Source organism: Paraclostridium sp., from assembly GCF_051656405.1.
Taxonomy (GTDB): domain Bacteria; phylum Bacillota; class Clostridia; order Peptostreptococcales; family Peptostreptococcaceae; genus Paraclostridium.
Window position 1 is genome coordinate 1 of the sequence record NZ_JBOGBV010000002.1, and the last position, 25,700, is coordinate 25,700.

Sequence of the window (25,700 nt, forward strand, 5' to 3'; positions counted from 1 at the left end):
TTCATAAACCCTTTTTTAGGCATAAAATATACATCAAGTCCATTGTCTAATTTTTCATAATAAAGTTCTTCTTTTAATATATCGTTAACTATCTTTTCCATATACTCCTCCTAATTTCTTAAGAAATAAATAGTATCTAATTGTAATTTTTTAAACACACTAATAATTTCTTCTTTATTCACTTTTTCTACATAATTAATAATATCTTCTATACTTAAATTTGTTTTACTTATATCTTGAGAAAATTTAAAATCAGATAATCCACCTATACTATCTTTTAAAGATCTCATAGAACTTATAAGTGATATTTTACTATTTTCAAGTTCTTCGTCACTTATCTCTCCATTTATAATGCTTTCTATTTGTCTTCTAACTAAATCTGTTGTTTTTTCATAATTTTGAGTTTCTATACCTGAAGATATGAATAGTATTCCTTTATATTTTTCTATAGATGAATATATATAGTAGCATAAGCTTTCTTTTTCTCTTATATTTATAAACATTTTAGATTGTGGTCCTCCACCTAAAATATTGCATCCTACAACTAGAGGGTAATAATTTTTTGCATCTGCAAAATCTGTATTTGTTCTATATCCCATAACTAATTTACCTTGAGTTATATCCATTTTATCAACTATATTTTTTACAGATTTCACATTTTTTTCATATTTTTCTCTAGGTATTTCTATAACTTTATCTCTTTCAAATTTAAATTTATATTTTATAATATCTATAACTTTTTCTTCATCAAATTCACCTTCTATAACAATATCGATAGGAGATGTTTTTAAAATATTTTTATAGTGATTGTATAGATCTTTACCATTTATTTTATCAATTTCATCTATATATCCGTATTCACTTATACTAAATTTTTCATCTTTGCACATTTCTTCAAAACATCTTTCTAGTGCATATCTTCCTTTATCATTTATCTTAGCTTTTATTCTTTCAGCTAAATTTTGTTTTTCTAATCTAAGATATTCCTCTTTAAAACCACCATTTTCTGTTAGTGGATTATTTATTATTTCATTCAAAAACTCTATTGCATCTGTAAATATAGGTTCTTCTAGATATTGTTCATTAGTTGTTACTAGTTTTATGTTTAAAACCTGTCTTTCCCCTCTCTTACTTACATCAGCTAAGATAGACGCACCATACAAATCTTCTAATTTATTAGATATATCTTTTAATGTTTTGTATTTGTTACTTGCATTAGTTATCATATTTGGAATTAGCGCATTTTTTGTAGTTTCATTCTTGTCTAAAATCCTTTGTATGTATACGCTAACTAAATTTGTTTTAAATTTTTTAGACTGTATTAAAGTTAAATTTATATTTTCATCTAAATTTATTTTTTTTATATTCTCCATATAATCCTCCTATTTTTCTATTAACAATATTTGAGTATACATTTCATCAATAAGTATCTTTACTTTATCTTTTGGTTCTATATAATGAAATCTGACCTCTGAAGTATCTAATTCTTTTAAAATACTTTCAACTAAATTCTTATTGTACATGTTATCAATTGTACATGTAGGAATAACCACATGCAATACATCGATTCCATATTCTAGAAGTTGTTCTCCTGATTTTATTATATCGTCTTTATTATTTTCTAAAAGTGGTAATTTTATTTGAATTTTTGTATTTTTCTCTTTTTCTATGTAATATTTTATTTTTTCTCTAAAAATAATATCTTGTTCTAAATTATTTTCATCTTCTAATCCTATTAAAAGAACACCTGAATCTACATCTTCATTTTTTATATTTCCCAAAATCTCATTAGTGTATGACTTTGCTAAATTGTTAGATTTATAAAAAACATCAGTAAGTTTAATATTCACTCCATATTTATTAAGGCTCATACTATCTAACCTTTTGTTAAATACATCAAAATCTTTACCCTCTGTTATAAACATGGGACATATTATTATATTTTTATACCCTAGTTCTACAACCTCTTGTACCATATTTTCAAAATATGGTTTAGTGTACATATATGCATCAACAACTTTATATTTAGATCCTAATTTAGATCTTAGCCCCGATGAAATTTTATGTGCAGTATCTTTAAATTCACTAGTCCCTAAGTTTGCATAGTACCCTTTATACTTATGCAAATTATATATACTGGATATGTATGCCTCGTACCCCTTATCAAAATAAATTTCACTTGCACGTTCTCTAATATTATATTTTTTAGATTCTCCATCATATACAAGCATTACTAAAGTTTCATCTTGAATATCTCCATGTTCTATAGCTTTAACTGCTATATCATCCTTTATGAAAACTACAATTGATAAATTTATTATTAAAAACGATACTATAAAACCTGTAAATAATTTTTTATAATCTTTTTCATAATATATAAAATATGTATATACAGACACTGTAGCAGCTATAATAAATATATTCTCCATATACCCATCAAATATAATGCTCAATCCAAATAAAATACCTAAACAAATTGGCATAACCATTGAATCAACTCCATTAAAAGTATAGTTTGCATGACTAATATATATGATGTATAATTAGAATGTATGTCTAAATTAAAATAAATATAAGACTTAAGAAGAGAGGAAGATACAATATGAAATTAGGTATAGTTGGTTTACCAAACGTAGGTAAAAGTACACTATTTAATGCGATAACTCAAGCAGGTGCTGAATCTGCTAACTACCCTTTCTGTACAATAGAGCCAAACGTAGGTGTTGTGGCTGTGCCGGACGAAAGACTAGAAAAATTAAAAGAACTATATAATTCTAAAAAAGTTGTACCTACAGCTATAGAATTTTGTGATATAGCTGGTTTAGTTAGAGGTGCATCTAAAGGTGAAGGTCTTGGAAATAAATTCTTATCTCACATAAGAGAAGTTGATGCAATAGTACATGTTGTTAGATGTTTCGAAGATCCTAACGTTGTTCACGTTGATGGTTCAGTAGATCCTTTAAGAGATATAGAAACTATAAACCTAGAATTAATATTCTCTGATATAGAAATATTAGAAAGAAGAATTCAAAAGACTCAAAAAGCTGCTAAAGCAGATAAATCTTTAGCTTCAGAGCTTGAGTTCTTAAAAGAAATAATGGCTACTTTAGAAGATAGTAATTGTGTTAGAACTATGGAGTTTACTGAAGATCAACAAGCATTTGTTAACTCATTAAACTTACTTACTTCTAAACCAGTTATATATGCTACTAACGTAAGTGAAGATGATTTAGCTGACGAAGCTCAAAACAATGAGTATGTAAATAGAGTTAGAGAATTCGCATCAACTGAAGATGCTGAAGTTGTTGTTGTATGTGCTCAAATAGAAGCTGAAATAGCAGAACTTGACACTGACGAAGAAAAGAAAGAGTTCTTAGAAACATTAGGTCTTGAGCAATCTGGACTTGATAAGCTTATAAAATCTTCATATGCTTTACTTGGACTTGTTTCTTATTTAACTGCTGGACCTCAAGAGGTTAGAGCTTGGACTATAAAAGTAGGAACTAAAGCTCCTCAAGCTGGTGGTAAGATACACTCTGATATAGAGAGAGGGTTCATAAGAGCGGAAACTATAGCATTTGATGATTTAGTTAACGTAGGAACAATGACAGCTGCTAAAGATAAAGGTTTAGTTAGACTTGAAGGTAAAGAATATATAGTTAAAGATGGAGATGTTATATTATTCAGATTTAACGTTTAATATAGAAAAAGTATCGATATTTTTTATCGATACTTTTTTTAGCTAATAACACTAAAGGGAGTGAGAGTATATTTTGCTACACAAGCTGAAAAAATGCTTGAAATGTAGCTAAAATATACTCTCACTCCCTCTTATACAAATTCACAAAATCTTTTAACTAGTATTACACCTTATTTATTTTGTAAAAACTCATTAGCTATTTCTTTATCATCAAAGTGATGTTTAACTTTGCCGATTACTTGGTAATTTTCATGCCCTTTACCTGCAATTAGTATTACATCACCTTTTTGCGCCATTTCTATAGCTTCTTTTATAGCTTCTTTTCTATCTATAACAACTTTATAATTTTCTTTAGATTTATCTAATCCTTCTAATATATCATTTATTATAAGTTCTGGATCTTCTGTTCTTGGATTATCTGATGTTACTATACATATATCTGAAAGTTTTTGAGCAATATCTCCCATTAAAGGTCTTTTAGTTGTATCTCTATCTCCTCCACACCCAAATACTGTTATTATTCTATTTTTAACAAACTCTCTAGCTGTTTTGATTACATTCTCTAATGCATCTGGAGTATGAGCATAATCAACTATAACACTTATTCCAGTTTCATTAGATATAGCTTCAAATCTTCCTGCTACTCCACCTGTATTTTTTAATCCATTTAGAACTATTTCTTTAGGAATTTCAAATGCATAACATGTAGCTATAACTGCTAGAGTATTATAAACTGTGAATTTACCAGGAACTGGAACAAATATATTTTCTTCATAAGTTGGAGTTACAAGTTTATATGATACCCCTCTAGCTTCTATTTTTATATCTTTAGCCATAAAATCAGCTTCGTGATCTATAGCATAAGTGTAGCATTTTGTATCTAAATTCTTTATATTTTCATATATAACTTTTCCGCCTTCATCATCTATATTTATAACATTAGCATTAGTTGTCATATAGAATAATTTCTCTTTAGCATTTCTGTAATCTTCTAAATCCTTGTGGAAGTCTAAGTGGTCTGGAGTTAAGTTAGTGAATACCCCAACCTTATACTTAGTTTGTGCTACTCTGTTTAATGCTAATGCATGAGATGAAACTTCCATAGCACAATACTTACATCCATTATTTATCATTTGATCGAAGTAATCTTGTAAATCTCTGCTTTCTGGAGTTGTTGAATTTGATTCAATTTCTTTGTCTCCATCAGATATTTTTATAGTTCCTATTAATCCTACTTTATTATCAGCTGATGTTAGTATTTCATTTAAAAATGTAGTTATGCTAGTTTTTCCATTAGTTCCCGTAACTCCTATAACATCAAATCTTTGACTTGGATGATTGTAGAAATTATCTGCAACTTTAGCCATATCTTCTCTAGTGTTTTTAACTTTTATGAAAGTTACTCCATCTCTTTCGATATCTTCTTGAACTAAAAATGCCTTTGCACCTTTTTCTATAGCCATATCTATAAATTTGTGTCCATCAACTGTAAATCCTTTAACACATATAAATAGGTCATTTTCTCCTACTTTTCTAGAATCATATTGTATGTTATCTATTTCAATATCTAAACTTCCTTTAGTATCTAAAATATCTAAGCCTTTTATTACTTCTTTTAGTAACATAAATTTAACCTTCCTTCAATAAAAAATTCGCTATGCTTGAATACTTAACTTATTAATCAAGTTTAGCAGTTAGAATTTATAACTATATTATTATATAACAATATCATAAAAATAGAAATTGTCTAGTATGCTATTTTTATTGCAAAAAATGCAAAATAAAATAGAGAGGATGAAATCCTCTCTATTTATATACTAGATTAGTTTTGTTCAGCTAATCTCTTATAACTTTCGTATCTCTCTTTTGCATTTTCTTCTGCCATTTCAAATAATTCATCAGCTACATCTGGGAATTGTTTAGCTATAGCAGAATATCTTACTTGTTTCATTAAGAAATCTCTGAAGCTTTCAGTTGCTTCTTTAGAGTCTAATGTAAATGGATTCTTACCTTCAGCTTTTAAAGTTGGGTTGAATCTGTATAAATGCCAGTATCCACACTTAACAGCTTGCTCTATGTTTGCTTGAGCTCTTCCCATACCTTCTTTTAATCCATGAGATATACATGGTGAGTAAGCTATTATTAATGATGGTCCATCATATTTTTCAGCTTCTACTACAGCTTTTATTAATTGGTTCTTATCTGCACCCATACCAACTTGTGCTACATATACGTTTCCGTAAGACATAGCCATCATACCTAAATCTTTCTTTTTAGATCTCTTACCTGCTGCTGCGAATTTAGCCATTGCTGCAACTGGAGTTGATTTAGAAGCTTGACCTCCTGTATTAGAATATATCTCTGTATCAAATACTAATACATTTACATTTTCACCAGAAGCAAGTACGTGATCTAATCCACCGTAACCGATGTCATAAGCCCATCCATCTCCTCCTAGTATCCATTGAGATCTCTTAGCTAAATAATCTTTTCTAGATTCTATTTCAGCTACTAAAGCTTTTATTTCAGCATTTTCTATATTATGAGCATTTGCTAATACTGCAAGTACTTCTTCAGCTGCTTTAGCTGATGCTTCACTATCTTCTCTATTTTCTAACCAGTTAGTGAATGCTGTTCTTGCTGCATCACATATATCCATAGATATTAATTGTTCCATAGTCTCAACTAACTTAGCTCTCATTTGTTTAACACCTAAGAACATACCAAATCCGTACTCTGCATTGTCCTCGAATAATGAGTTTGCCCAAGATGGACCTTTACCTTCATGGTTTACAGTGTATGGAGTTGATGGAGCTGATCCTCCCCATATAGAAGAACATCCAGTAGCATTAGCTATCATCATTCTATCTCCAAATAATTGAGTTACTAACTTAAGATATGGAGTTTCTCCACATCCAGCACAAGCTCCTGAGAACTCCATAAGTGGTTGTCTAAATTGACTTCCTTTAACTGTTGTTGGAGCCATTATATCTCCTTTTGGAGCTACTTTCTTAGTATCAACTGCAAATGCCCAGTTTTCAACTTCAACGTCTTGAGTATCAAGAGGTTTCATAACTAAAGCTTTTTCTTTAGCTGGACATACATCAGCACAGTTACCACATCCAGTACAGTCCATTGGACTTACTTGCATTCTGTATTGTAATCCGTCAAATCCTTTACCTATAGCTTTCTTAGTATCGAATTTTTCTGGAGCATTTTTCATTTCTTCTTCATTAACTAATACTGGTCTTATACATGCATGAGGACATATGTAAGCACATTGGTTACATTGGATACAGTTATCAACTATCCACTCAGGAACGTTTACTGCTACCCCTCTCTTCTCATATGCAGCAAGTCCAGCTGGGAATGTACCATCTTCTATTCCATTGAATGTACTTACAGGTAAATTATCTCCTTCTTGTGCATTCATAGGTCTTACTATATCTTTTACGAAAGCTGGTTCGTTAACTTCTTCTTTAACAGCATCTTTAGCATCTGCCCAGTTAGCTGGTATATTAACTTTAACTAAAGCATTCATACCTGCATCAACAGCTTTGTAGTTCATATTAACTATTTTTTCACCTTTTTTACCGTAAGCTTTCTTTATAGAGTCTTTTAAGTACTCTACAGCATCAGCTTCTGGTATTATTTGAGCTAACTTGAAGAATGCAGATTGCATTATCATGTTTATTCTGTTTCCAAGTCCTATTTCTTGACCTAATTTAGTACCATTTACTGTATAGAATTGGATATCATTTTTAGCCATGTAATTTTTCATAGCTGCAGGTAAATGTTCGTTTAACTCATCTTCATTCCATATAGTGTTAAGAACGAATATTCCACCTTTCTTTAATCCTTTTAATAGATCATATTGATATACATATGATTGATTATGACAAGCAATGTAATCAGCTTCATCTATTAAGTAAGTTGATCTTATAGGAGCATCTCCAAATCTTAAGTGAGACATTGTTATACCACCAGATTTTTTAGAGTCATATGCAAAGTAAGCTTGAGCATACTTTTCAGTGTTATCTCCTATTATTTTTATAGCTTGTTTGTTAGCTCCAACTGTACCATCAGATCCTAATCCCCAGAACTTACATCTTACAGTTCCTTTTTGAGCTATTTTTAATTCATCAGATAATTCTAAAGAAGTGTTAGTAACATCATCAACTATACCTAATGTAAATTGATCTTTAGGATTTTCTAATTTTAAGTTATCATAAACTGTTTTTATATGAGTAGGAACAGTATCTTTTGATCCTAATCCGTATCTTCCGCCTATTATCATAGGAGCATTTTCTTTTCCATAGTATACTGATTTAACATCTAAGTATAATGGCTCTCCAGTTGCTCCTGGCTCTTTAGTTCTATCTAATACACATATTCTTTCAACTGTTGATGGCATAGCATCTACAAAGTGTTGCATTGAGAATGGTCTGTATAAGTGAACTTTAACTAAACCGTACTTTTCACCTTGTGCATTTAATACATCTATTGTTTCTTCTATAGCTTCTGTTACAGATCCCATAGCTACTATTACATATTTAGCATCTTCTGCTCCATAGTAATCAAATAGTCCATGTTTTCTTCCAGTTAACTCAGACATTTGGTTCATGTATTTGTCAACTATTCCAACTATATCATTGTAATATTTATTTGAAGCTTCTCTTGTTTGGAAGTATATATCAGGGTTTTGTGCTGTACCACGAGTTACAGGGTGATTTGGTGATAAAGCTCTGTTTCTGAACTCTTGAACAGCTTCCATATTTAATAATTTAGCATAATCTTCATTTTCTAATAATTCAACTTTTTGTATTTCGTGAGATGTTCTGAATCCATCAAAGAAATGTATAAATGGTAATCTACCTTCTATTGCAGCTAAATGTGCAACTGGTGCTATATCAGCAACCTCTTGAACTGATCCAGAAGCTAATAATACACATCCTGTTTGTCTAGCAGCCATAACGTCTTGGTGGTCACCGAATATTGATAAAGCTTGTGATGCTAAAGCACGAGCACTTACGTGGAATACTCCAGGTAATAACTCTCCAGCTACTTTATACATATTTGGTATCATAAGTAATAAACCTTGTGATGCAGTGAATGTTGATGTTAATGCTCCTGCTTGTAAAGAACCGTGGAATGCTCCTGCAGCTCCTGCTTCTGATTGCATTTCTACAACACTAACCTTTTGTCCAAATACGTTCTTTCTTCCTTGTGCAGCCCATTCGTCTACAACTTCTGCCATCGTAGATGATGGAGTTATTGGATATATTGCAGCTACATCTGTAAATGCATATGCAACGTGAGCAGCAGCAGTGTTACCATCTACTGTTTTCATAAATTTTGCCATAGTATGTATCCTCCTTGTATATTCCTCCCAAAATAGTCCTTTGTATTCTATATTGAGTAAATATTTTGAATAGCTTAAGATATTCTTAAGTAATAAATTCTACATTAACTTACAAATTCCTTCTATTCAATATATGTTTTTGTTTTTTGTATACTTTAAAAGTTCAATATTACATATATACCCTATTTTGTATACTCAAAACATTTTTCTACATTTTTTTATTTTTTTTAATATCCTTGTGTTTCAGAATCTTCACCTTTAGCAATTGCAATTGATGCACTTGCTCCTATTCTAGAGCATCCAGCCTCAATTACAGCTTTTGCATCTTTTTGATTTCTTACTCCACCTGAAGCTTTTACCCCTATATTAGGTCCAACAACATCTCTCATAAGTTTTATATCTTCAGGAGTAGATCCTCCTGTTCCAAAACCAGTTGATGTTTTTACATAATCAGCTCCAGCTTTAACTGATAATTCACAAGCTATTTTCTTTTCTTCATCATTTAAATAGCATGTTTCTATTATTACTTTCACTAATGCTCTTTTATTAGAAGCATCTACAACAGCTCTTATATCATTTAGTACATAATCGTACTTTTTATCTTTTAATGCTGCTATGTTTATAACCATATCAACTTCATCTGCACCTTTTTTAATAGCATCGTCTGTTTCAAAAGCTTTTACTTCTGATGTATTTGCCCCTAGAGGGAATCCTATAACAGTACATACCTTTACATTAGATCCTTCTAATTCTTTCTTTGCAAGTTCTACATTTGCTGGGTTTATACATACTGAAAAGAAATTATATTCTTTAGCTTCCTTACATAATTGTTTTACATCATTTTCTGTGGCAAAAGCCTTTAAAATAGTATGATCAATCATTTTTGCTATATTTTTATCCATAAATATGTCTCCTTTTTATTTTATAATGTTACTTTATTATAGCAAATATATACATTTTTTGTATATATCACTTACTTATTATAATTTACAGAGTATCATATTTTTATTAAAAAATTTTAAGGTATCAACGAATAGATAGCTTGCGAAATTCATGATATAATAGTACCAATTAAGTTTTTTTATAACAAGTAGGTACTTTTTTGTTTTATAGTACCCAAAAGTATACTATTATAATTCAAGGTGGTTATTATGAAAATTCAACTCGAGGTACAAGATCATTCTAAATGTCACATGAATGAAAGATGTAATAAGTATGAAATGTGTCCTATAAACTTAGTTCATAAAATCATTTCGGGAAAATGGAAAATATTAATTCTTTGGTATTTAATGCCTAACCCTCTTAGATTTAGTGATTTAAGACGTAAACTTCCTGATGTAACTCAAAAAATGTTAACACAACAATTAAGAAGTTTAGAGTCTCATAACTTAATCTATAGAAAAGTATATCCTGTAGTTCCTCCAAAGGTAGAATATGGACTTACAGAATGTGGGGAGAAGCTTATTCCAGTTTTAGAAAGTATGTATAGCTATGGAGTAGATTATCTTCAGGACAATAGTTTGGATAGCTTAAAATTAGATAAGTAATTTTTGTGTGAATAGAGCCTTTATTGTATGTATAGGATTTGATTTAGTTTCTTATTTACATATATCTATAATTCAATCTTAAATAAATTTCATATAAACAAAAAAAGTATGTGAAAAACCACATACTTTTTTTATATATATATTACTCAGCTATTAACTCTACCATCTCTCCGTTTCTAACAGCTGCTGCATTTCCTTCTTCAACGTCAACATGCATTTCTAAAGCAAAGTTAGCATTAGCTCTTACTAATACATTTTCGAATACTATAGATCTAGGTCCGAAAGTTCTAACTTTTACTATTTGCTTGTCTTTCACTCCAAATTTAGCTGCGTCATCTAAGCTCATATGTATATGTCTTGATGCAACTATAACACCTTCTGTTAATTCTACTTCACCTGCTGGCCCAACTAACTTAACTCCTGGAGTTCCTTCTATATCTCCAGATTCCTTTATTGGAGCTTTAACTCCTAAAGTAAATCCGTCTGCTAAAGATATTTCAACTTGTGTGTTAGGTCTAGCTGGTCCTAAAACTCTAACTCCTTTTATAGTTCCTTTAGGCCCTACTAAATCAACTTTCTCTTCACAAGCATATTGCCCTGGTTGGCTTAATGGCTTGAATTCTACTAATTGATGACCTGCTCCAAATAATGTCTCTATATCTGTTTGACTTAAATGAACGTGTTTATTTGATAATGCTATTGGTAATTTCATTTATAAAGTCCTCCTAAGTTTTTTAAAATATTGCAATACAATTATACATAATATTCCTAATAAAATCAAATTTTATTCTAATTTTACTTTAATAAATTATTTATTAAATCGAAATATCCCGGAAAAGATATATCTATGCAAGCTGTATTATCTAATTGTAATTTACCTTCTGAAATCAGTGAAGCTACTGAAAATGCCATAGCTATCCTATGATCATTAAAAGTTTTTATATTTGCTCCTTTTAATTTCGTTTTTCCTTTTATTGCCATGCCATCTTCTAGTTCTTCTATTTCTGCTCCCATGTTTTTTAAATTATCAACAACAGCTTTTATTCTATTACTTTCTTTCACTTTAAGTTCTTTTGCATCTTTTATTACTGTTGTTCCATTGGCTTGAGTTGCTAAAATTGCAATAACTGGGATCTCATCGATTAATCGAGGTATTAAATTTGAATCTATAGTTGTCCCTATTAGTTTATCACTATATCTTACTATTAAGTCTCCTACAACTTCTCCGCTTTCAACTCTTTTATCTATAATTTCAAAATTTCCATTCATAGCTTCTAATACATCTATTATTCCTGTTCTAGTTTCATTTAATCCAACATTTTTTATAAGAACTTCTGAACCTTCAACTACACTAGCAGCTGCAATTATAAACGCCGCAGATGAAATATCTCCTGCTATATTTATTTTTTCTACTGAAAAAAGTTCACTTACAGGTTTTACATCTATTGTTAAATTATTAGATTTTATATCAGCTCCAAATGATTTTAACATTATCTCTGTATGATTTCTACTTTTTGATTTTTCAATTATAGTACTACTACTATCTGCATATAAAGATGCTAGTATTATAGATGATTTTACTTGAGCAGATGCAACTGGCATTTTATACTCAATTCCATTTAAATTTCCACCATATATAGTTATTGGAGTAAAATTTGCATCATCATTTCCTTTTATCCTACATCCCATTAATCTTAGCGGGTCGGTTACTCTTTTCATAGGTCTTTTCCCAATGGATTCATCTCCTATTACAGTGGTCTCAAATTCATTCCCAGCAAGTATACCCATCATAAGCCTTATCGTCGTCCCTGAGTTCCCAACATCTAAAATTTCATTAGGCTTTTTCAGTCCTCTTAATCCAACCCCATTTACGATAACTTCCTTATCATTTATATCTATATCTACACCCATTTTTCTAAAACAGTCAATAGTACTTAAACAATCTTGTCCCATTAAAAAATTTTTTATTCTTGTAGTACCTTTCGCTATAGACGAAAACATTATAGCTCTATGAGATATTGATTTGTCTCCAATTAACTCTACAGTTCCTTTAAGCATTAGTACACCTCTTTATTACTTCTAATATTTCACTTTCTTTAATATTATCAAAAACTTCCACTTGTCCTCTTCCAACTGGTATAACTAGATTTATACTTCCAAAGCTGTTTTTCTTATCACTTTTCATCAAGTCTAGTATTTCTTCTGGATTATCATATTTAATAGAAATAGGTATATTTAATAATTTAGATACGTATAAAAATTGTTGGTAGTATTCATCGTCTATAAATCCTTTATCTAAAGCTAAATTAAATGCCATATTTGTACCTATGTTAACCGCAAATCCATGGCTTAATCCACAAAGTTTTTCAATTCCATGACCAAATGTATGTCCTAAATTTAAAATTTTTCTCAATCCATTTTCTTTTTCATCTTTACTTACTACTTCCCATTTTATACATGTGCATTTGTTTATAATATAAGACAATACGTCTTGATTTTTCAATAATATACCTTTACTATTATCAATTATGTAATTTAAAAATTCATAATCATATATAAATGAGTATTTTAAAGCTTCTGCCATGCCACTTAAAAACTCACTTTTATTTAAAGTTTTTAGCGCATTTACATTTATATATGTAAGTTTAGGTTGATAAAATGCTCCTATTATATTTTTTATATTACCTATGTTTATACCTGTTTTTCCTCCAACAGATGAATCCACTTGAGCTAATAATGTTGTAGGAACTTGAATTAAATCAATTCCTCTCATATACGTAGCTGCAATAAATCCAGCTAAATCTCCTACAACCCCTCCACCTAGTGCAATTATAGCTGATTTTCTAGTTACCCCAACAGTTATGCAAAATTTAATTATATCTTCATAAACAGCCAAAGTTTTAGATTGCTCTCCACTTTTAACTATAAACACTTCTATAAACTCATGATTCAATACCTTTACAAATTCATCGAACTGATATCTATTTACATTTTCATCAGTTATTATAAGTAACTTGTCGTATCTATTGTTTAATTCAAATTCATTATAATCATATTCAATTTTTATAGATTTTTCCATCCTCTATCACCTAGCCTATTCATATACGAATTATAGTTATTCATTATATCTTCTATATTGTCTTTCCCAAACTTATCTAACATAAATTGTAAAATTACAAACGCAACTACATTTTCACATACAACACTACACGCTGGAACTGCGCAAGTGTCTGATCTTTCAACAGTCGCTTGAAAATTTTCTAATGTTTTCATGTTTATAGAGTTTAGAGGTTTATATAGTGTAGGTATTGGTTTCATTGCACACCTTACTATAATTTCATCACCTGTAGTCATTCCACCTTCTATTCCACCTAATCTATTACTTTCTCTATAAATACCTTTTTCATCGTTATAGAAAATTTCATCCATAACATTTGATCCTCTATTATTTGCAACCTCAAATCCTATTCCTATTTCTACCCCTTTTATAGCTTGAATACTCATTACATTCATAGCTATATGAGCATCTATTTTTTTATCATAGTGGACATACGATCCTAGTCCTGGGGGTACATTTTTTACCCTTATCTCAATTATCCCTCCTAATGTATCCTTTTCAGATTTAGCCATATCAATTTCTGATATCATTAATTTTTCTATACCTTTATCAATACATCTAACTTCACTTATATCTACATTGTCTTTTATAAAATCAAAACTATATATTTTATCAACCTTTACGTTTCCAATTTGAACTACATGTGATACAAATTCTACATCAAATGCTTTTAGAACCTGTTTACATATTGCACCTACTGCAACTCTACTAGCAGTCTCTCTCGCACTTGATCTCTCCAAAACATTTCTAGCATCATCAAAATCGTACTTTAAAGATCCGATTAAATCTGCATGTCCTGGTCTTACTTGTTCAACTTTTCTAGTTTCTCTATCAACCTCTTCAAGCGGATTCATATATTTAATCCAATTTTCATAATCTTTATTTTTTATTTGTATAGCTATTGGACCTCCAATAGTAGTTTTTCCTCTAACCCCACTAAGTATATCCACAGTATCACTTTCAATTTTCATACGTCCGCCTCTTCCATATCCAGATTGGCGTTTTTTCATCTCTAGGTTTATTTCATCTATATTTAAGCTAACATTGGCTGGAATTCCGTCTATTATTGATGTCAAACATTTACCATGTGACTCTCCACTTGTTATATATCTAAGCATAAATTTCTCCTTTCATTTGGGTTAGGCGTAAAAAATTCGCTTCGCTCATGTCGCCAACGACTTCGTCCGTTGCTCAAAAAGCTTTTTTACGCTCTCAACATACAATGTTGGTATAACTAAGTTTCATAGGTTCCCAACATATTTTTAGTAATCACAATTCACTTAAGCGTAAAAAAAGCTTGTATTTAACCAAGCTCTTTTATATCTTTCACATAATTTTCTATTTTTTTTTCTAAATGTCCCTTTTCGATTTCATTCTCTATAAAAGCTACTTTATCACTGCTATTTATATAATAGTTATAAGATAGCTTAGTATTTATACTTTTAAAGAAAAAATCCATTACTATCTGTCCACCCTTAAATTGAGATGGGTATAGATCACTACCTCCAACGGCAATGTACATACCAACTCTTTTCTTATTTCTATCAATAGATGGCTTTTTTAGTATATATTTACTTGCATATATTGCTTGTGTTCTATCAACCACAGTTTTAACTTTTGCAGATATGCAATCAAAGTGAACAGGACTGACTACTATAGTCCCTTTAGCTTTATCAAACATATCATACATAGGTGTCATATCATCCTTAAATTTACAAAACCCTGTTTTTTCACAAAATCCACAAGCCGTGCAATATTCTATATTCATATCATATATATCAAAAACTTTGTAGGTTATTTTATTTTCATCCAAATTCTCAACTATTGATTTTACTACAGCTGAACAATTTTTATTTTTTCTTGGACTTCCATTTATTATTAAAACCTCACTCATATTAATCTCCTTATCTCTCTTTCAGAGTAACAATTAATATATCATCTTCAAAGTTGCTTTTTCTTGAAAACTCCCATAACTTAGATTTCAATCTAGTTTCCATATCATCTTGGTCTGAAAAACTAGTTTCTTCTAAAAATGTTTTTAGCCTCTCAACACCAAACTCTTCTTTGTTATGGTCTTTTATTTCTAATACCCCGTCTGTGTATAAAGAAACAGTTTTATATTTAGATATATCAATTTCTTTATCTGAGTATTCTACTTCTTCTAATATACCTATTGGTATGCCCTTACTACATTTTAAAAATGAAGCCTTATGATTTTTATCTACCCCAATTGGATAGTAATGACCTGCATTTGATACAATCATTTTATTTTCATTACTTTTTATTACCCCTATTATGCAAGTAGTAAAAACTCCCATTTTATCAAATTCATCAAATAGGAATTGATTTATATTTTCCATTATTTCGCTAGGTGTATCATATTGTTTTGCTAATACTTTAAATGCTCCCTTTATCATAGCAACCACATAGTTTGATACAATACCATGTCCCATTACATCTGCTAGTATAGTTACAACAGTTCCATCATCTTTCTTTATAGTATGGTAGAAATCTCCACCTACTACTTTTGCTGGTTTATGAAAATATCTCAATTCTCTATTGTTATCTAATACTTTATTACCTTTATTCATTATAAGTTTTTGTTGTTGATTTAAAACTTTAAGCTCATTTTCTAAAACTTGATGCTTTACCTCACTTTTACTATACTCATACAACTGCATAGCAACAGCTACTTGCTTAGCAAGTATACTAAGTATATTTAAATCGTCTTTAGTATAGTTTTTAGCGTTAGTACAAGCTATATATCCTACTATATCATTTTTATTTATTAACTTATGATATATATACGTCTGAATTCCTTGTAAATCCACATCCCCATGTATTTCATTTGAGTATGAACCTACAGTTTGACTATCAATTAGTTTATCTAAAGTATAATAAACATCTGGTTTAATTTTGTCTAAGGTAAAAAAGCTTGATAGCTCTTTTTTCTTTCCACTTATATTTGCTTCATGTATTACTATAACAGCTTCTCTACTTTTTGTTATATTGCAAGCTTGTTTACTTAGATGATCTAAGAAACTCTTTATATCTTTGTTTAAATATAGCTTCTTTGTTGCATCATTTATAGAAGATATAGCTCCTCTTAATTTGTGTATAAGATTTTGTATATCATTATTTTTACTTGTTATCTCTATAGATAAGCTTATTAAAGATGCTACTGATGAAATAAAGTCCATATCATCATCTGTAATTTTATCATCTTCAGTTAAAAAGCATGTCATAAATCCAGTTACTTTATCATGAACTATAAGTGGAAATACGATTCTTCCTATATATCCTTCATTTGTAGCTAAATCCCTCTCATCAAGAGCTCTTTCATCTAAAAATACATTCTCAACATAAACTACTTTTTGCTCTTTTACAGCCTCGTGAATATACTTAGGGTACTGATTAAAATCTATTTTAACTCCTATTGGCTTCTCTATAGGAAACACCTTAGATATATAGTTTAGAGTTTGTGAACACACTAAATAAGCATGTTTATAATTATTTTTATAAAATAAATTTACACATGCTTTTGCTGGATGAACTACATCTAACATTTTTTCAACTATTATATCTTTTATTTCAAAGAAATTATCTGACTCCGTTACTAAGGTTGATATTTCTACTACACGCTTAAGTCTGTCATTTTCATTGTAGTAATTCATATAGGTGCTTTCTCTCCCCTCTTTATAAAAGTCTATTTATTAATATTACTATATATATCTTTTATAGTAAACATAAAAACTATTATAAAGCACCCTATGATTATGTAGTTAAAGTTCGAAAATATTCCTATAAACAATAAACATACTAATGAATTTATCTTTTGTTTAATTTTATCTGTAACTACACTTTGACTACTAGATTCTAAATTAATTTTTATATTCTCCATTCCATCTTTAACTTGATCTGTTATTTGATTTGCAATATGAAGTTTACTAATTCCATACACAATTAGTATCAATGTACTTCCAACCCCAAATAATATATTAATACTTAATGATATTACTATTATAGTTAACGCTATTATTAACTTGAACGCTATTAAAAAAAAGCTATCTACCTTCATAGCTATATTACTTATATCTTTAAATTCATCTCTAATATCATATTCTTTACTTGGCATACTTTTCATTTTTGATTTTACTATTTCAGAATAAAAAAGTTTAATAATACCATTTATCATAAATTTAGCCTCCTTTAATATATATTTGTAATATTTACAATTATATTATTTCCTATACTTGTTAATACTGTTAATATAACGTAATTAAGGAGTGATTTAATGATTATTGAAGATTTAGATTTAGAGACCAGAAGTAAAATATATAGTTTTACTAAAAAAATTTTAAGAAAATATCAAAAAGGTATAACTACAGGAAAATTAACTGCGGAAAAATTCGCTGAAAACATACTATCTAACGAAGAAATAACAGATATTATAAATTCTAATTTACTTTATGAAGAGGATTTTAGAAATTCCTATACAAGTTATATTCAAACACTTATTAAAGATCAAAATGAAACTATTAGTAATTCAAAAAAGAAAAAAATAAAAAAAACAGTATTAAAACCCTCAATTTCTCAACAACTTCAATTAAAAAAACTTTTACACGAAACTGGATTTGAACTTAATATACCTCAACAATATTTAGATCAAAGTGACGTTAGTAATATTTCAAAATATATTTCAACTGGACAAATAGATTTAGGTAACGAAAAGATCTATAATTATGTTCATAAAATACAAAAGCACTAAGGTATATAATTCCCTTAGTGCTTTTGTATTTATCCTAAAGCTTTTTCTAACTTAGAAAGATGTTGAATTGGATAATACTTAAGTAATTCTCTAAACTGTTCAACTGAAAGTCCTTCAGTTGTAGTATATATTCTTATTTTTTCATCTAAATCTCCATTTATAAATTTAGTTTTTACTTCTTCAAAGTTTATTGCCATAACAACGATTCCTCCTTTTATGTATTTCATTTATATTTTGTCCATCTCTCCTATTTTTACTCTTAAATTAAAATAAATACACTTAACTTTGATAATTTTTACACATTTTTATTTTGTGCATAAAAAAAGGAAGGTTTTACCCTTCCTTTCTTTAACTATCTTTGTTGTCCACTTAATTGTTGTTCTGCCATTTCAACTAATTTTTTAGTCATGTATCCACCAACATATCCATTTTGTCTTGCTGTCATATTTCCTTTGTCAGCAGTGTCATAATTAGATATACCTAATTCATTTGCTATTTCTAATTTCATTTGTTTTAAAGCTGCTTTAGCTTCTGGTACTGCTTTAGTGTTATTATTGTTTGTTGTCATGTTGATTACCTCTCTTTATATTAGTTTATTTGTAGTATTTATGGAGTTTTATTTATAAGTGGCAAATTTACCATGAACAACTTTTTACTCCATTTACTTTGTTCGTTGTTCATGTTCTTATTATGCCAATCTTAGTTTTTTATATACTAAAATTTATAAATTTTTTATTTTTTTTAAACTACAAACGTTAAAAGAGAATTTAACAACTTATTCCCGCTAAATATCCTGTTGAAAATGCAATTTGTAAATTGAATCCACCTGTATATCCATCTACATCTATTACTTCTCCTGCGAAGAATAGACCACTAACTACCTTTGACTCCATCGTTGATGAGTTTATTTCATTTGTCTTAACTCCACCAGATGTTACTATCGCTTCATCTATAGGTCTATATCTTTTTATATTAAATTCCATATTTTTTAATAAATTAACTAAATGTTTTCTTTGCTCTTTTGAAATCTGATGAACTACTAATTCTTTATCTATGTCACTTCGTTTAATAACATAAGGTATTAGTTTTTTAGGTAGTAAATCATCTAAACTATTTTCAAATTTTTTATTAGTATATTTTTTAAAGTCCTTTTGAATTCTTTTATCTAAAGTTTCTTCACTTAAAGCTGGTTTTAAATCTAAATAAATCTTATATGTTTCATTTTCAAAAGATTTCATTCTGCAACTTGACGATTTTATTATGGGTCCATCTATCCCAAACTCATTAAACTCCATTTCACCAAAATCTTCAAAGATATTTTTGCCTCTTTTATCCATTACTTTTATAGCAACATTTCTAAGAGATAGCTTATTTAACTCATAAACATCTTCCATAGTTTCAAGTCCAACTAAAGATGGTATAGGTTTCACTATAGTATGTCCTAAATTTTTAGCAAATTTATATCCATCACCTGTTGAACCTGTTCTTGGGTAACTCATTCCTCCAGTTGAAACTATTACACAATCACAGTTTATTGTCTTTTTATCTTTTAAAACAACACCTTTGACTTCTCCATTTTTCACTTCTATCTTATCAACTAATGCATTCATAACAATTTTTACATTATTTTGTTTTAATTGTTTTTCTAGTGCTACAACAACATCCTTAGCTTTATCACTCTCTGGAAAGACTCTTTTTCCTCTTTCAGTTTTAGTTTTTACTCCAAGAGAATTAAACATATCTATGACTTGATCATTTGTAAATGTATAAAATGAACTATATAAAAATTTTCCATTAGTAGGTATATTTTCAATAAGCTCTTCAATATCACAATCATTGGTTATATTGCATCTTCCTTTTCCTGTTATAAGTAATTTTTTTCCTAATCTATCATTTTTCTCTAGTAAAGTAACATCATGTCCCATACTAGATGCAGTTGAAGCTGCTATCATCCCTGCTGCTCCTCCACCTATTACAACTACTTTTTTCAAATTTATCATTCCTTCCAAATTTTATCGAATAAATATGGCGCTCCTGCCATTGCATATACCATCAATATAAAATATCTTAAATAACTACCTATATAGTTTTGAGGCATAATTAATTTTAAAATAGCATATACAATTCCTAAACTTAACAATCCAAATATATACCTAAATATTTTAGATTTTAAGCTAACATCTACTTTAAAATTTATACATTGTCTTTCTATTATATAACCAACAATAAATCCACTTAATAGCCCTGACATTTTTATGTACTCTATGCTATTTACAATAAATATACCTAATATCATAGGAATTACTATTATCATAAAATAACTATACTTTTGACTCTCTTCAATTTTTATTAGTATACAATTACATATAATAGTGAAAAATATTCCGAAAAACCATCCAAACAATACATCAACAGGCCAATGAACACCTAAATATAATCTTGATAGCCCTATGCATATAAACATTATTGCACCAAATAAATACATATACTTATTTTTTAATATATTCATTATGCTAACCCAAAAAGTAGTTCCTATTTGAGTGTGTCCACTTGGAAATGAATACCCTGTTGCAGTTGATGTTCTCATAGATTTAATTCCTTCAACACCTATTGGTCTTGGAGATTTAAAATACTCTTTTACTCCAGTATTTAATGCTATATTTCCTGTTAGTGCAAAGAGTAATCTTGCTCCATACTTTTTGTTTATACACCAGTATAAGATTGAAGCAAATACTAAAATAACAGGTATCTCTGTACTCATCGTTATCATTGAAAATATCGTATCTAATATTGGATTATTAAAAGATTGTATATACTTTAATATTTCAACTTCCATATTCATTTTTAATATCACCCTCCTTTTAAAAATAAATATAATTATTATTATATAGAAAAAGAGTAGCCTAAGCTACTCTTTATTATATCCCGTCTTCACAAAACTCAATTATTTTCTTTTTGGGTTTTATACTATTTATTCCTGTTTCTTTTATCAAATCAATGTCTATTTCGCAACCTAATGACTCCATCATAGTAGATTCAACTACCATAGGCAAATTAGTTCCGCAAAACACTTCTATGTTTTTATTTTCTAATTTTAACTCACTACTAACCTTAAATGGCGTTCCCCCTGCTAAGTCTGTAAATATATATGTTTTTGTTTCTATATTTCCATTAACTAAAGACTGTATTTCTTCTTTTAAATCTCTAGGAGTCTTTTCTTCGGTAAAATCAACCGCTCTTAAAAATTCATAGTCTCCTACTATTAAGTTCAAACTACTTTTTATTCCAGATGCAAACTTCCCATGACCTGTTATTATAATCAATTCAACTTCCTCCTAAAATAATCCTATATACGCTCCTAATATACCTATCGCAACCATTATTAATATATTTACAAGTGGACTTACATTTTTCTTAACCAATCCGTACATCCCGAAAGTCAATCCAAGAGGTAATATTTTAGGCATTATTCCATCTAGTATTTCTTGTACTTTTAAAGTAGTTTCTCCTATTGGAATTTCCGTTACTATATTTATGTTTACGTAAGAAGCTATAAGTGCACCTACAACGATCATACCTAGTATTGTTGCAGCTCTTGTAAATTCTTTTGCATTTTTAGTCAATCTTGTAATACCATCAACTCCAGCTTTATACGACCAATGCATTAGCCCAAATCTCAATCCTAAATGAACAACATTAAACATTAATAAGAAAACTATAGGCCCTGCTATACTTCCTTGAAGTGCTAAGTTTGCTCCAACTCCTGCCGCAATTGGAAGTAATGTAAACCAGAAAATTGCATCTCCTATTCCACCTAAAGGTCCCATAGCCGCAACTCTTAAAGATCTTATAGTTTGCACATCTGATTTTTTTTGCTCTAAAGATAATATAATTCCCATAACGAAAGTTATTAAAAATGGATGGCAATTAAAAAATTCTAAATTATGTTTCATAGAAGTTGCTAAGTCGTCTTTATTTTTGTGTATCTTTTTAAGCCCTGGTAATATAGAGTATAACCATCCTCCAGCTTGCATTCTTTCATAGTTAAATGATGCCTGTAAAAACATAGATCTAAAAGCCATTTTATTTAAAGTCTTCTTATCTAATGTTTCGCCTTCGCTTTTGTCTATATACTCAGTATGAATTATTGATTTTTGTTCTATATTAGATGCCATCACTCATACCTCCTCCGACATTTTTAGTTTTTACACTAATATTAAAGTCGTATATAGCAACTACTAACCCTACTATAGCTAATGCTAAAAGTGGTAAGTTTAAATATGCAACTAATACAAACCCTAACATCATGAATATAGCGTAATCTTTACTTAACATAACTTTAAGTAGCATTGCAAATCCTAGCGCAGGCATCATTTTTCCTGCTGCAGTTAATCCAGTCCAAACTTGTTCTGGTAAAACTCTTGTCAATGTATCTCCTATCGCTTGACCTGCTAATAATCCAGCTAAAACAATTAATGCAAATGATATTCCTAGTATTGCCATAGCCATATAGTTTACTTTATCTATTCCCTTTGGATTAGCTTCACTAGCCGCCTTATCGCATAATCCCATTAACGGAGACATTACTGTAAATAGCGCTGTTACTGCATATTGACCTAATAATGCAAATGGTATTGCAAGTGGTAATGCTGCACTAGTGTCTAGTCCTGATGTAATTGCAAATACAGTAGCCATAATTCCACCTATAACCGCATTTGGAGGTTGCGCTCCTCCTACCGGCATAGCTCCTATCATCATAAGTTCATATGATCCACCAACTATAAGTCCTGTGTTTAAATCTCCCATTATAGCTCCAACTATCGGCCCCATAACTATAGGTCTATATAAAGACTCTAAAAAGTTAAATTGGTCAATAGCTGCTATAAAAGTTACAATTAGTATAAGAACAATCTGCATAAAACCTAATTCCATGACTTTACCCCTTTCTTATTTGAATAATTCATCTATACTTTCAGCAGATTCACTAGGAACTCTCCTGATTTCTAGCTCTACACCTAATGCTTTAAGTTTTTTAAATGCATCTACATCGTTGTCATCTACACAAACAGCTTTAGAAATCTGTCTTTTACCTTGAGTCATATGCATATTTCCTATGTTTACTCTTTTTATAGGAACTCCACCCTCAACAAGTTTTAAAATATCTTGTGGAGTTTCACAAATTATAGCAATATGCTGAGATTCACTAGCTCTATTTATTATATTTATTGTTTTTTCTATAGAAAAATATCTTGTTTGAGCAAAACTTGGAGCTGCCATATCCATTAATCCCTGTCTAAATTCATTTTTTGATACTTCATCATTTGCTACTAATAATAAATTAGCCCCCACACTAGAAGACCACATAGTCGCTACTTGACCGTGAATAAGTCTATTGTCAATTCTCGTTAAAACTATATTTGGCATAATATCATCCCCCTTAGATTTTTTATGTAATTGTTTAAATACTTGTGTTTATACTTAATTTTACGTAGGTAACTTGTACTTTATTATATTTTTTTCGGTAATTTAAATATATTTAAGCAAAAAAAAGAGAAGTACTAAACTTCTCAAAATCATTAATATATTTATTATAAAATTTTAGCTTAAAAATGCTGCCCCAACTATACCTGCATCTGCACCTAGCGTTGCTATTACAATATCTGCAAAGTCTTCATTTTTATAAATTATATACTTTCTAACTAATTCATCTAACCCATCTAATATTATATCTCCAGCTCTTGATACTCCTCCACCTAAAGATATAACTTCTGGGTCTAATGTATTTATCATGCCTGCAATAGCTTTGGCTAAATACTCTTTGAATCTGCTTATAGTTTCAATAGCAACTTTATCGTTTAATCTATATGCATCAAATACATTTTTAGCATTTATACTATCTATATTGTTATTAGCTAATTCTAATATTTTACTATCATTGCCTTCTTCTATTAATTTTTTAGCATACTTTATAATAGCTGTAGCTGAGCAAAAAGTTTCTAAGCATCCATTGTTTCCACAGTTACAATCAAAATAATTAGTGTCTACTATAACATGACCAATTTCAGACCCCATCTTATGTGCTCCATTGAAAACTTTCCCATTTATTATTATTCCTCCACCTACTCCAGTTCCTAAGGTATACATAACACCTACATCGCAACCTTTCATACTTCCAGCTTTAGCTTCTGCCAAAGCTGCAACTGTAGCATCATTTTCAGCATATACATTTGTTTCTGGAAACTTAGATTTTAAAGTGTTTATGAAGTCTTCTTCCTTCCAGCCTAAGTTAACACATGTCACTTGCCCCTTTTTATTTATAAAACTAGGAACTCCAAATCCAATTGACTTAATCTCCGAAATTCGAACACCGTTTTCCTCTAACATGGTTCTTACGAGTTGATTAATATCTTCCATTATTTTTTCAAATCCATTTAAAACATCCGTTGGACATTCTTTTCTAAAAAGAATTTGCCCATTTTCATCTACTACACCAGCTTGTACTCCTGTACCACCTATGTCTACACCTATATAGTACATATTCATATCCCCCTTATTTTATAATTAAGTTCTATTTATAATTTTATTATACAATCAATCTTAATTATTTAAAATATGTTTTAAAAAAATAATAGTAGAAGATTACTCTCCTACTATTCCTATATATGGTAAGTTTCTATATTTTTCTGCATAGTCAATTCCATATCCAACTATGAACTTGTCTTCTATAACAAACCCCACATAGTCAACATGCATATCAACTTTTCTTCTTTGTGGCTTGTCTAATAACGTACATAATTTTAAAGATTTTGGATTTCTAGTTTTTAATGCTGCCACTAAATTACTTAAAGTTAATCCGCTATCTATTATATCTTCAACTATTAAAACATTTTTGCCCTCTATATCTACATCTAAATCTTTTAATATTTTAACTGTTCCTGAAGATTCTGTTGAACTTCCATAGCTTGATACACTCATAAAATCTATATTAACATCTAAGTTTATATTTCTTATTAAATCAGCAACAAATACACTCGCACCTTTAAGTATACCTACTACTAATAATTCTTGACCTTTAAAATCTGCCTCTATTCTTTTTCCTAGTTCTTTAACTTTTGTTAATATCTCTTCTTCACTTATCATTACACCTGTAACCTTGTACATAATTGTACCTCCAATTTACCGTATATTAATATATATCATTATAA

General features: G+C 29.4%; 25 protein-coding genes. 3 read left to right on the forward strand and 22 right to left on the reverse strand.

Going from position 1 to position 25,700, the window contains the following annotated elements:
• Window positions 1–110: 110 nt before the first annotated feature.
• On the reverse strand, window positions 111–1,373 hold the full coding sequence (gene yfmF / locus ACRDDE_RS00345; RefSeq protein ID WP_438624743.1) for an EF-P 5-aminopentanol modification-associated protein YfmF: 1,263 nt from the start codon (window positions 1,371–1,373) through the stop codon (window positions 111–113).
• A 9-nt stretch (window positions 1,374–1,382) separates the two neighbouring features.
• Window positions 1,383–2,489 (reverse strand): CbiX/SirB N-terminal domain-containing protein, encoded by a 1,107-nt coding sequence (locus tag ACRDDE_RS00350; protein WP_438624744.1) that lies wholly within the window; start codon window positions 2,487–2,489, stop codon window positions 1,383–1,385.
• A 113-nt stretch (window positions 2,490–2,602) separates the two neighbouring features.
• Between ACRDDE_RS00350 and ychF the strand changes: the two genes are divergently transcribed.
• Window positions 2,603–3,700 carry a redox-regulated ATPase YchF gene (gene ychF / locus ACRDDE_RS00355; RefSeq protein ID WP_438624745.1) on the forward strand — a complete coding sequence of 366 codons (1,098 nt, stop codon included), beginning with the start codon at window positions 2,603–2,605 and terminating at the stop codon, window positions 3,698–3,700.
• A gap of 170 nt (window positions 3,701–3,870) precedes the next feature.
• On the opposite strand, the gene ACRDDE_RS00360 is transcribed toward ychF, so the two are convergent.
• The 3 genes from ACRDDE_RS00360 to deoC form a co-directional block, all read right to left on the reverse strand.
• The gene (locus ACRDDE_RS00360) at window positions 3,871–5,325 is read right to left on the reverse strand and encodes a UDP-N-acetylmuramoyl-L-alanyl-D-glutamate--2,6-diaminopimelate ligase (protein WP_438624746.1); all 1,455 of its coding nucleotides are present in this window, start codon (window positions 5,323–5,325) and stop codon (window positions 3,871–3,873) included.
• Window positions 5,326–5,522: 197 nt separating this feature from the next.
• Window positions 5,523–9,062 carry a pyruvate:ferredoxin (flavodoxin) oxidoreductase gene (nifJ, locus tag ACRDDE_RS00365; RefSeq protein ID WP_438624747.1) on the reverse strand — a complete coding sequence of 1,180 codons (3,540 nt, stop codon included), beginning with the start codon at window positions 9,060–9,062 and terminating at the stop codon, window positions 5,523–5,525.
• Between the two features lie 227 nt (window positions 9,063–9,289).
• Window positions 9,290–9,964 carry a deoxyribose-phosphate aldolase gene (gene deoC / locus ACRDDE_RS00370; protein ID WP_438624749.1) on the reverse strand — a complete coding sequence of 225 codons (675 nt, stop codon included), beginning with the start codon at window positions 9,962–9,964 and terminating at the stop codon, window positions 9,290–9,292.
• Window positions 9,965–10,213: 249 nt separating this feature from the next.
• Here deoC and ACRDDE_RS00375 point away from each other — a divergent pair, with 249 nt between their 5' ends.
• On the forward strand, window positions 10,214–10,609 hold the full coding sequence (locus ACRDDE_RS00375) for a winged helix-turn-helix transcriptional regulator (protein WP_438624750.1): 396 nt from the start codon (window positions 10,214–10,216) through the stop codon (window positions 10,607–10,609).
• A gap of 142 nt (window positions 10,610–10,751) precedes the next feature.
• Here ACRDDE_RS00375 and pduL read toward each other — a convergent pair whose 3' ends face one another.
• The 7 genes from pduL to ACRDDE_RS00410 form a co-directional block, all read right to left on the reverse strand.
• On the reverse strand, window positions 10,752–11,321 hold the full coding sequence (gene pduL / locus ACRDDE_RS00380; protein WP_438624752.1) for a phosphate propanoyltransferase: 570 nt from the start codon (window positions 11,319–11,321) through the stop codon (window positions 10,752–10,754).
• Between the two features lie 83 nt (window positions 11,322–11,404).
• Complete coding sequence (aroA, locus tag ACRDDE_RS00385) at window positions 11,405–12,667, reverse strand: 3-phosphoshikimate 1-carboxyvinyltransferase (RefSeq protein WP_438624753.1); 1,263 nt, start codon at window positions 12,665–12,667, stop codon at window positions 11,405–11,407.
• On the reverse strand, window positions 12,660–13,688 hold the full coding sequence (gene aroB, locus ACRDDE_RS00390; RefSeq protein WP_438624754.1) for a 3-dehydroquinate synthase: 1,029 nt from the start codon (window positions 13,686–13,688) through the stop codon (window positions 12,660–12,662). The genes aroA and aroB overlap by 8 nt, the downstream gene beginning before the upstream one ends.
• On the reverse strand, window positions 13,673–14,845 hold the full coding sequence (aroC, locus tag ACRDDE_RS00395) for a chorismate synthase (protein WP_438624755.1): 1,173 nt from the start codon (window positions 14,843–14,845) through the stop codon (window positions 13,673–13,675). Before aroC ends, aroB begins: the two co-directional genes overlap by 16 nt.
• 185 nt (window positions 14,846–15,030) lie before the next feature.
• Window positions 15,031–15,621, reverse strand: coding sequence for a flavodoxin family protein (locus ACRDDE_RS00400; protein WP_438624757.1), 591 nt, complete (start codon window positions 15,619–15,621; stop codon window positions 15,031–15,033).
• A gap of 10 nt (window positions 15,622–15,631) precedes the next feature.
• A complete protein-coding gene (locus tag ACRDDE_RS00405) occupies window positions 15,632–17,401 on the reverse strand; it encodes a GAF domain-containing SpoIIE family protein phosphatase (RefSeq protein WP_438624759.1) in 1,770 nt (589 codons plus the stop codon).
• Between the two features lie 32 nt (window positions 17,402–17,433).
• A complete protein-coding gene (locus ACRDDE_RS00410) occupies window positions 17,434–17,922 on the reverse strand; it encodes a hypothetical protein (RefSeq protein WP_438624760.1) in 489 nt (162 codons plus the stop codon).
• A 99-nt stretch (window positions 17,923–18,021) separates the two neighbouring features.
• Between ACRDDE_RS00410 and ACRDDE_RS00415 the strand changes: the two genes are divergently transcribed.
• On the forward strand, window positions 18,022–18,495 hold the full coding sequence (locus tag ACRDDE_RS00415) for a hypothetical protein (protein WP_438624761.1): 474 nt from the start codon (window positions 18,022–18,024) through the stop codon (window positions 18,493–18,495).
• Window positions 18,496–18,524: 29 nt separating this feature from the next.
• On the opposite strand, the gene ACRDDE_RS00420 is transcribed toward ACRDDE_RS00415, so the two are convergent.
• The 10 genes from ACRDDE_RS00420 to hpt form a co-directional block, all read right to left on the reverse strand.
• Window positions 18,525–18,692 (reverse strand): hypothetical protein, encoded by a 168-nt coding sequence (locus ACRDDE_RS00420; RefSeq protein WP_021430097.1) that lies wholly within the window; start codon window positions 18,690–18,692, stop codon window positions 18,525–18,527.
• A 155-nt stretch (window positions 18,693–18,847) separates the two neighbouring features.
• The gene (locus ACRDDE_RS00425; RefSeq protein WP_021430022.1) at window positions 18,848–19,063 is read right to left on the reverse strand and encodes an alpha/beta-type small acid-soluble spore protein; all 216 of its coding nucleotides are present in this window, start codon (window positions 19,061–19,063) and stop codon (window positions 18,848–18,850) included.
• A gap of 199 nt (window positions 19,064–19,262) precedes the next feature.
• The gene (locus ACRDDE_RS00430; protein ID WP_438624762.1) at window positions 19,263–20,486 is read right to left on the reverse strand and encodes an NAD(P)/FAD-dependent oxidoreductase; all 1,224 of its coding nucleotides are present in this window, start codon (window positions 20,484–20,486) and stop codon (window positions 19,263–19,265) included.
• 5 nt (window positions 20,487–20,491) lie between these two features.
• Window positions 20,492–21,337: a phosphatase PAP2 family protein gene (locus ACRDDE_RS00435; protein ID WP_438624764.1), complete on the reverse strand. Its 846-nt coding sequence runs from the start codon at window positions 21,335–21,337 to the stop codon at window positions 20,492–20,494.
• Window positions 21,338–21,413: 76 nt separating this feature from the next.
• Window positions 21,414–21,818: a hypothetical protein gene (locus ACRDDE_RS00440; RefSeq protein ID WP_438624766.1), complete on the reverse strand. Its 405-nt coding sequence runs from the start codon at window positions 21,816–21,818 to the stop codon at window positions 21,414–21,416.
• A gap of 12 nt (window positions 21,819–21,830) precedes the next feature.
• Window positions 21,831–22,670, reverse strand: a complete 840-nt coding sequence (locus tag ACRDDE_RS00445; protein WP_053832655.1) for a PTS system mannose/fructose/sorbose family transporter subunit IID — start codon at window positions 22,668–22,670, stop codon at window positions 21,831–21,833.
• Complete coding sequence (locus tag ACRDDE_RS00450) at window positions 22,660–23,427, reverse strand: PTS mannose/fructose/sorbose/N-acetylgalactosamine transporter subunit IIC (RefSeq protein WP_438624768.1); 768 nt, start codon at window positions 23,425–23,427, stop codon at window positions 22,660–22,662. The genes ACRDDE_RS00445 and ACRDDE_RS00450 overlap by 11 nt, the downstream gene beginning before the upstream one ends.
• Before the next feature lie 15 nt (window positions 23,428–23,442).
• Window positions 23,443–23,919 carry a PTS galactosamine transporter subunit IIB gene (gene agaB / locus ACRDDE_RS00455; protein WP_438624769.1) on the reverse strand — a complete coding sequence of 159 codons (477 nt, stop codon included), beginning with the start codon at window positions 23,917–23,919 and terminating at the stop codon, window positions 23,443–23,445.
• A 174-nt stretch (window positions 23,920–24,093) separates the two neighbouring features.
• Entirely contained in the window at window positions 24,094–25,032 is a 939-nt protein-coding gene (locus ACRDDE_RS00460) for an ROK family protein (RefSeq protein WP_438624771.1), read from the reverse strand.
• Window positions 25,033–25,134: 102 nt separating this feature from the next.
• Window positions 25,135–25,656 carry a hypoxanthine phosphoribosyltransferase gene (hpt, locus tag ACRDDE_RS00465; protein ID WP_438624773.1) on the reverse strand — a complete coding sequence of 174 codons (522 nt, stop codon included), beginning with the start codon at window positions 25,654–25,656 and terminating at the stop codon, window positions 25,135–25,137.
• Window positions 25,657–25,700 lie beyond the last annotated feature (44 nt).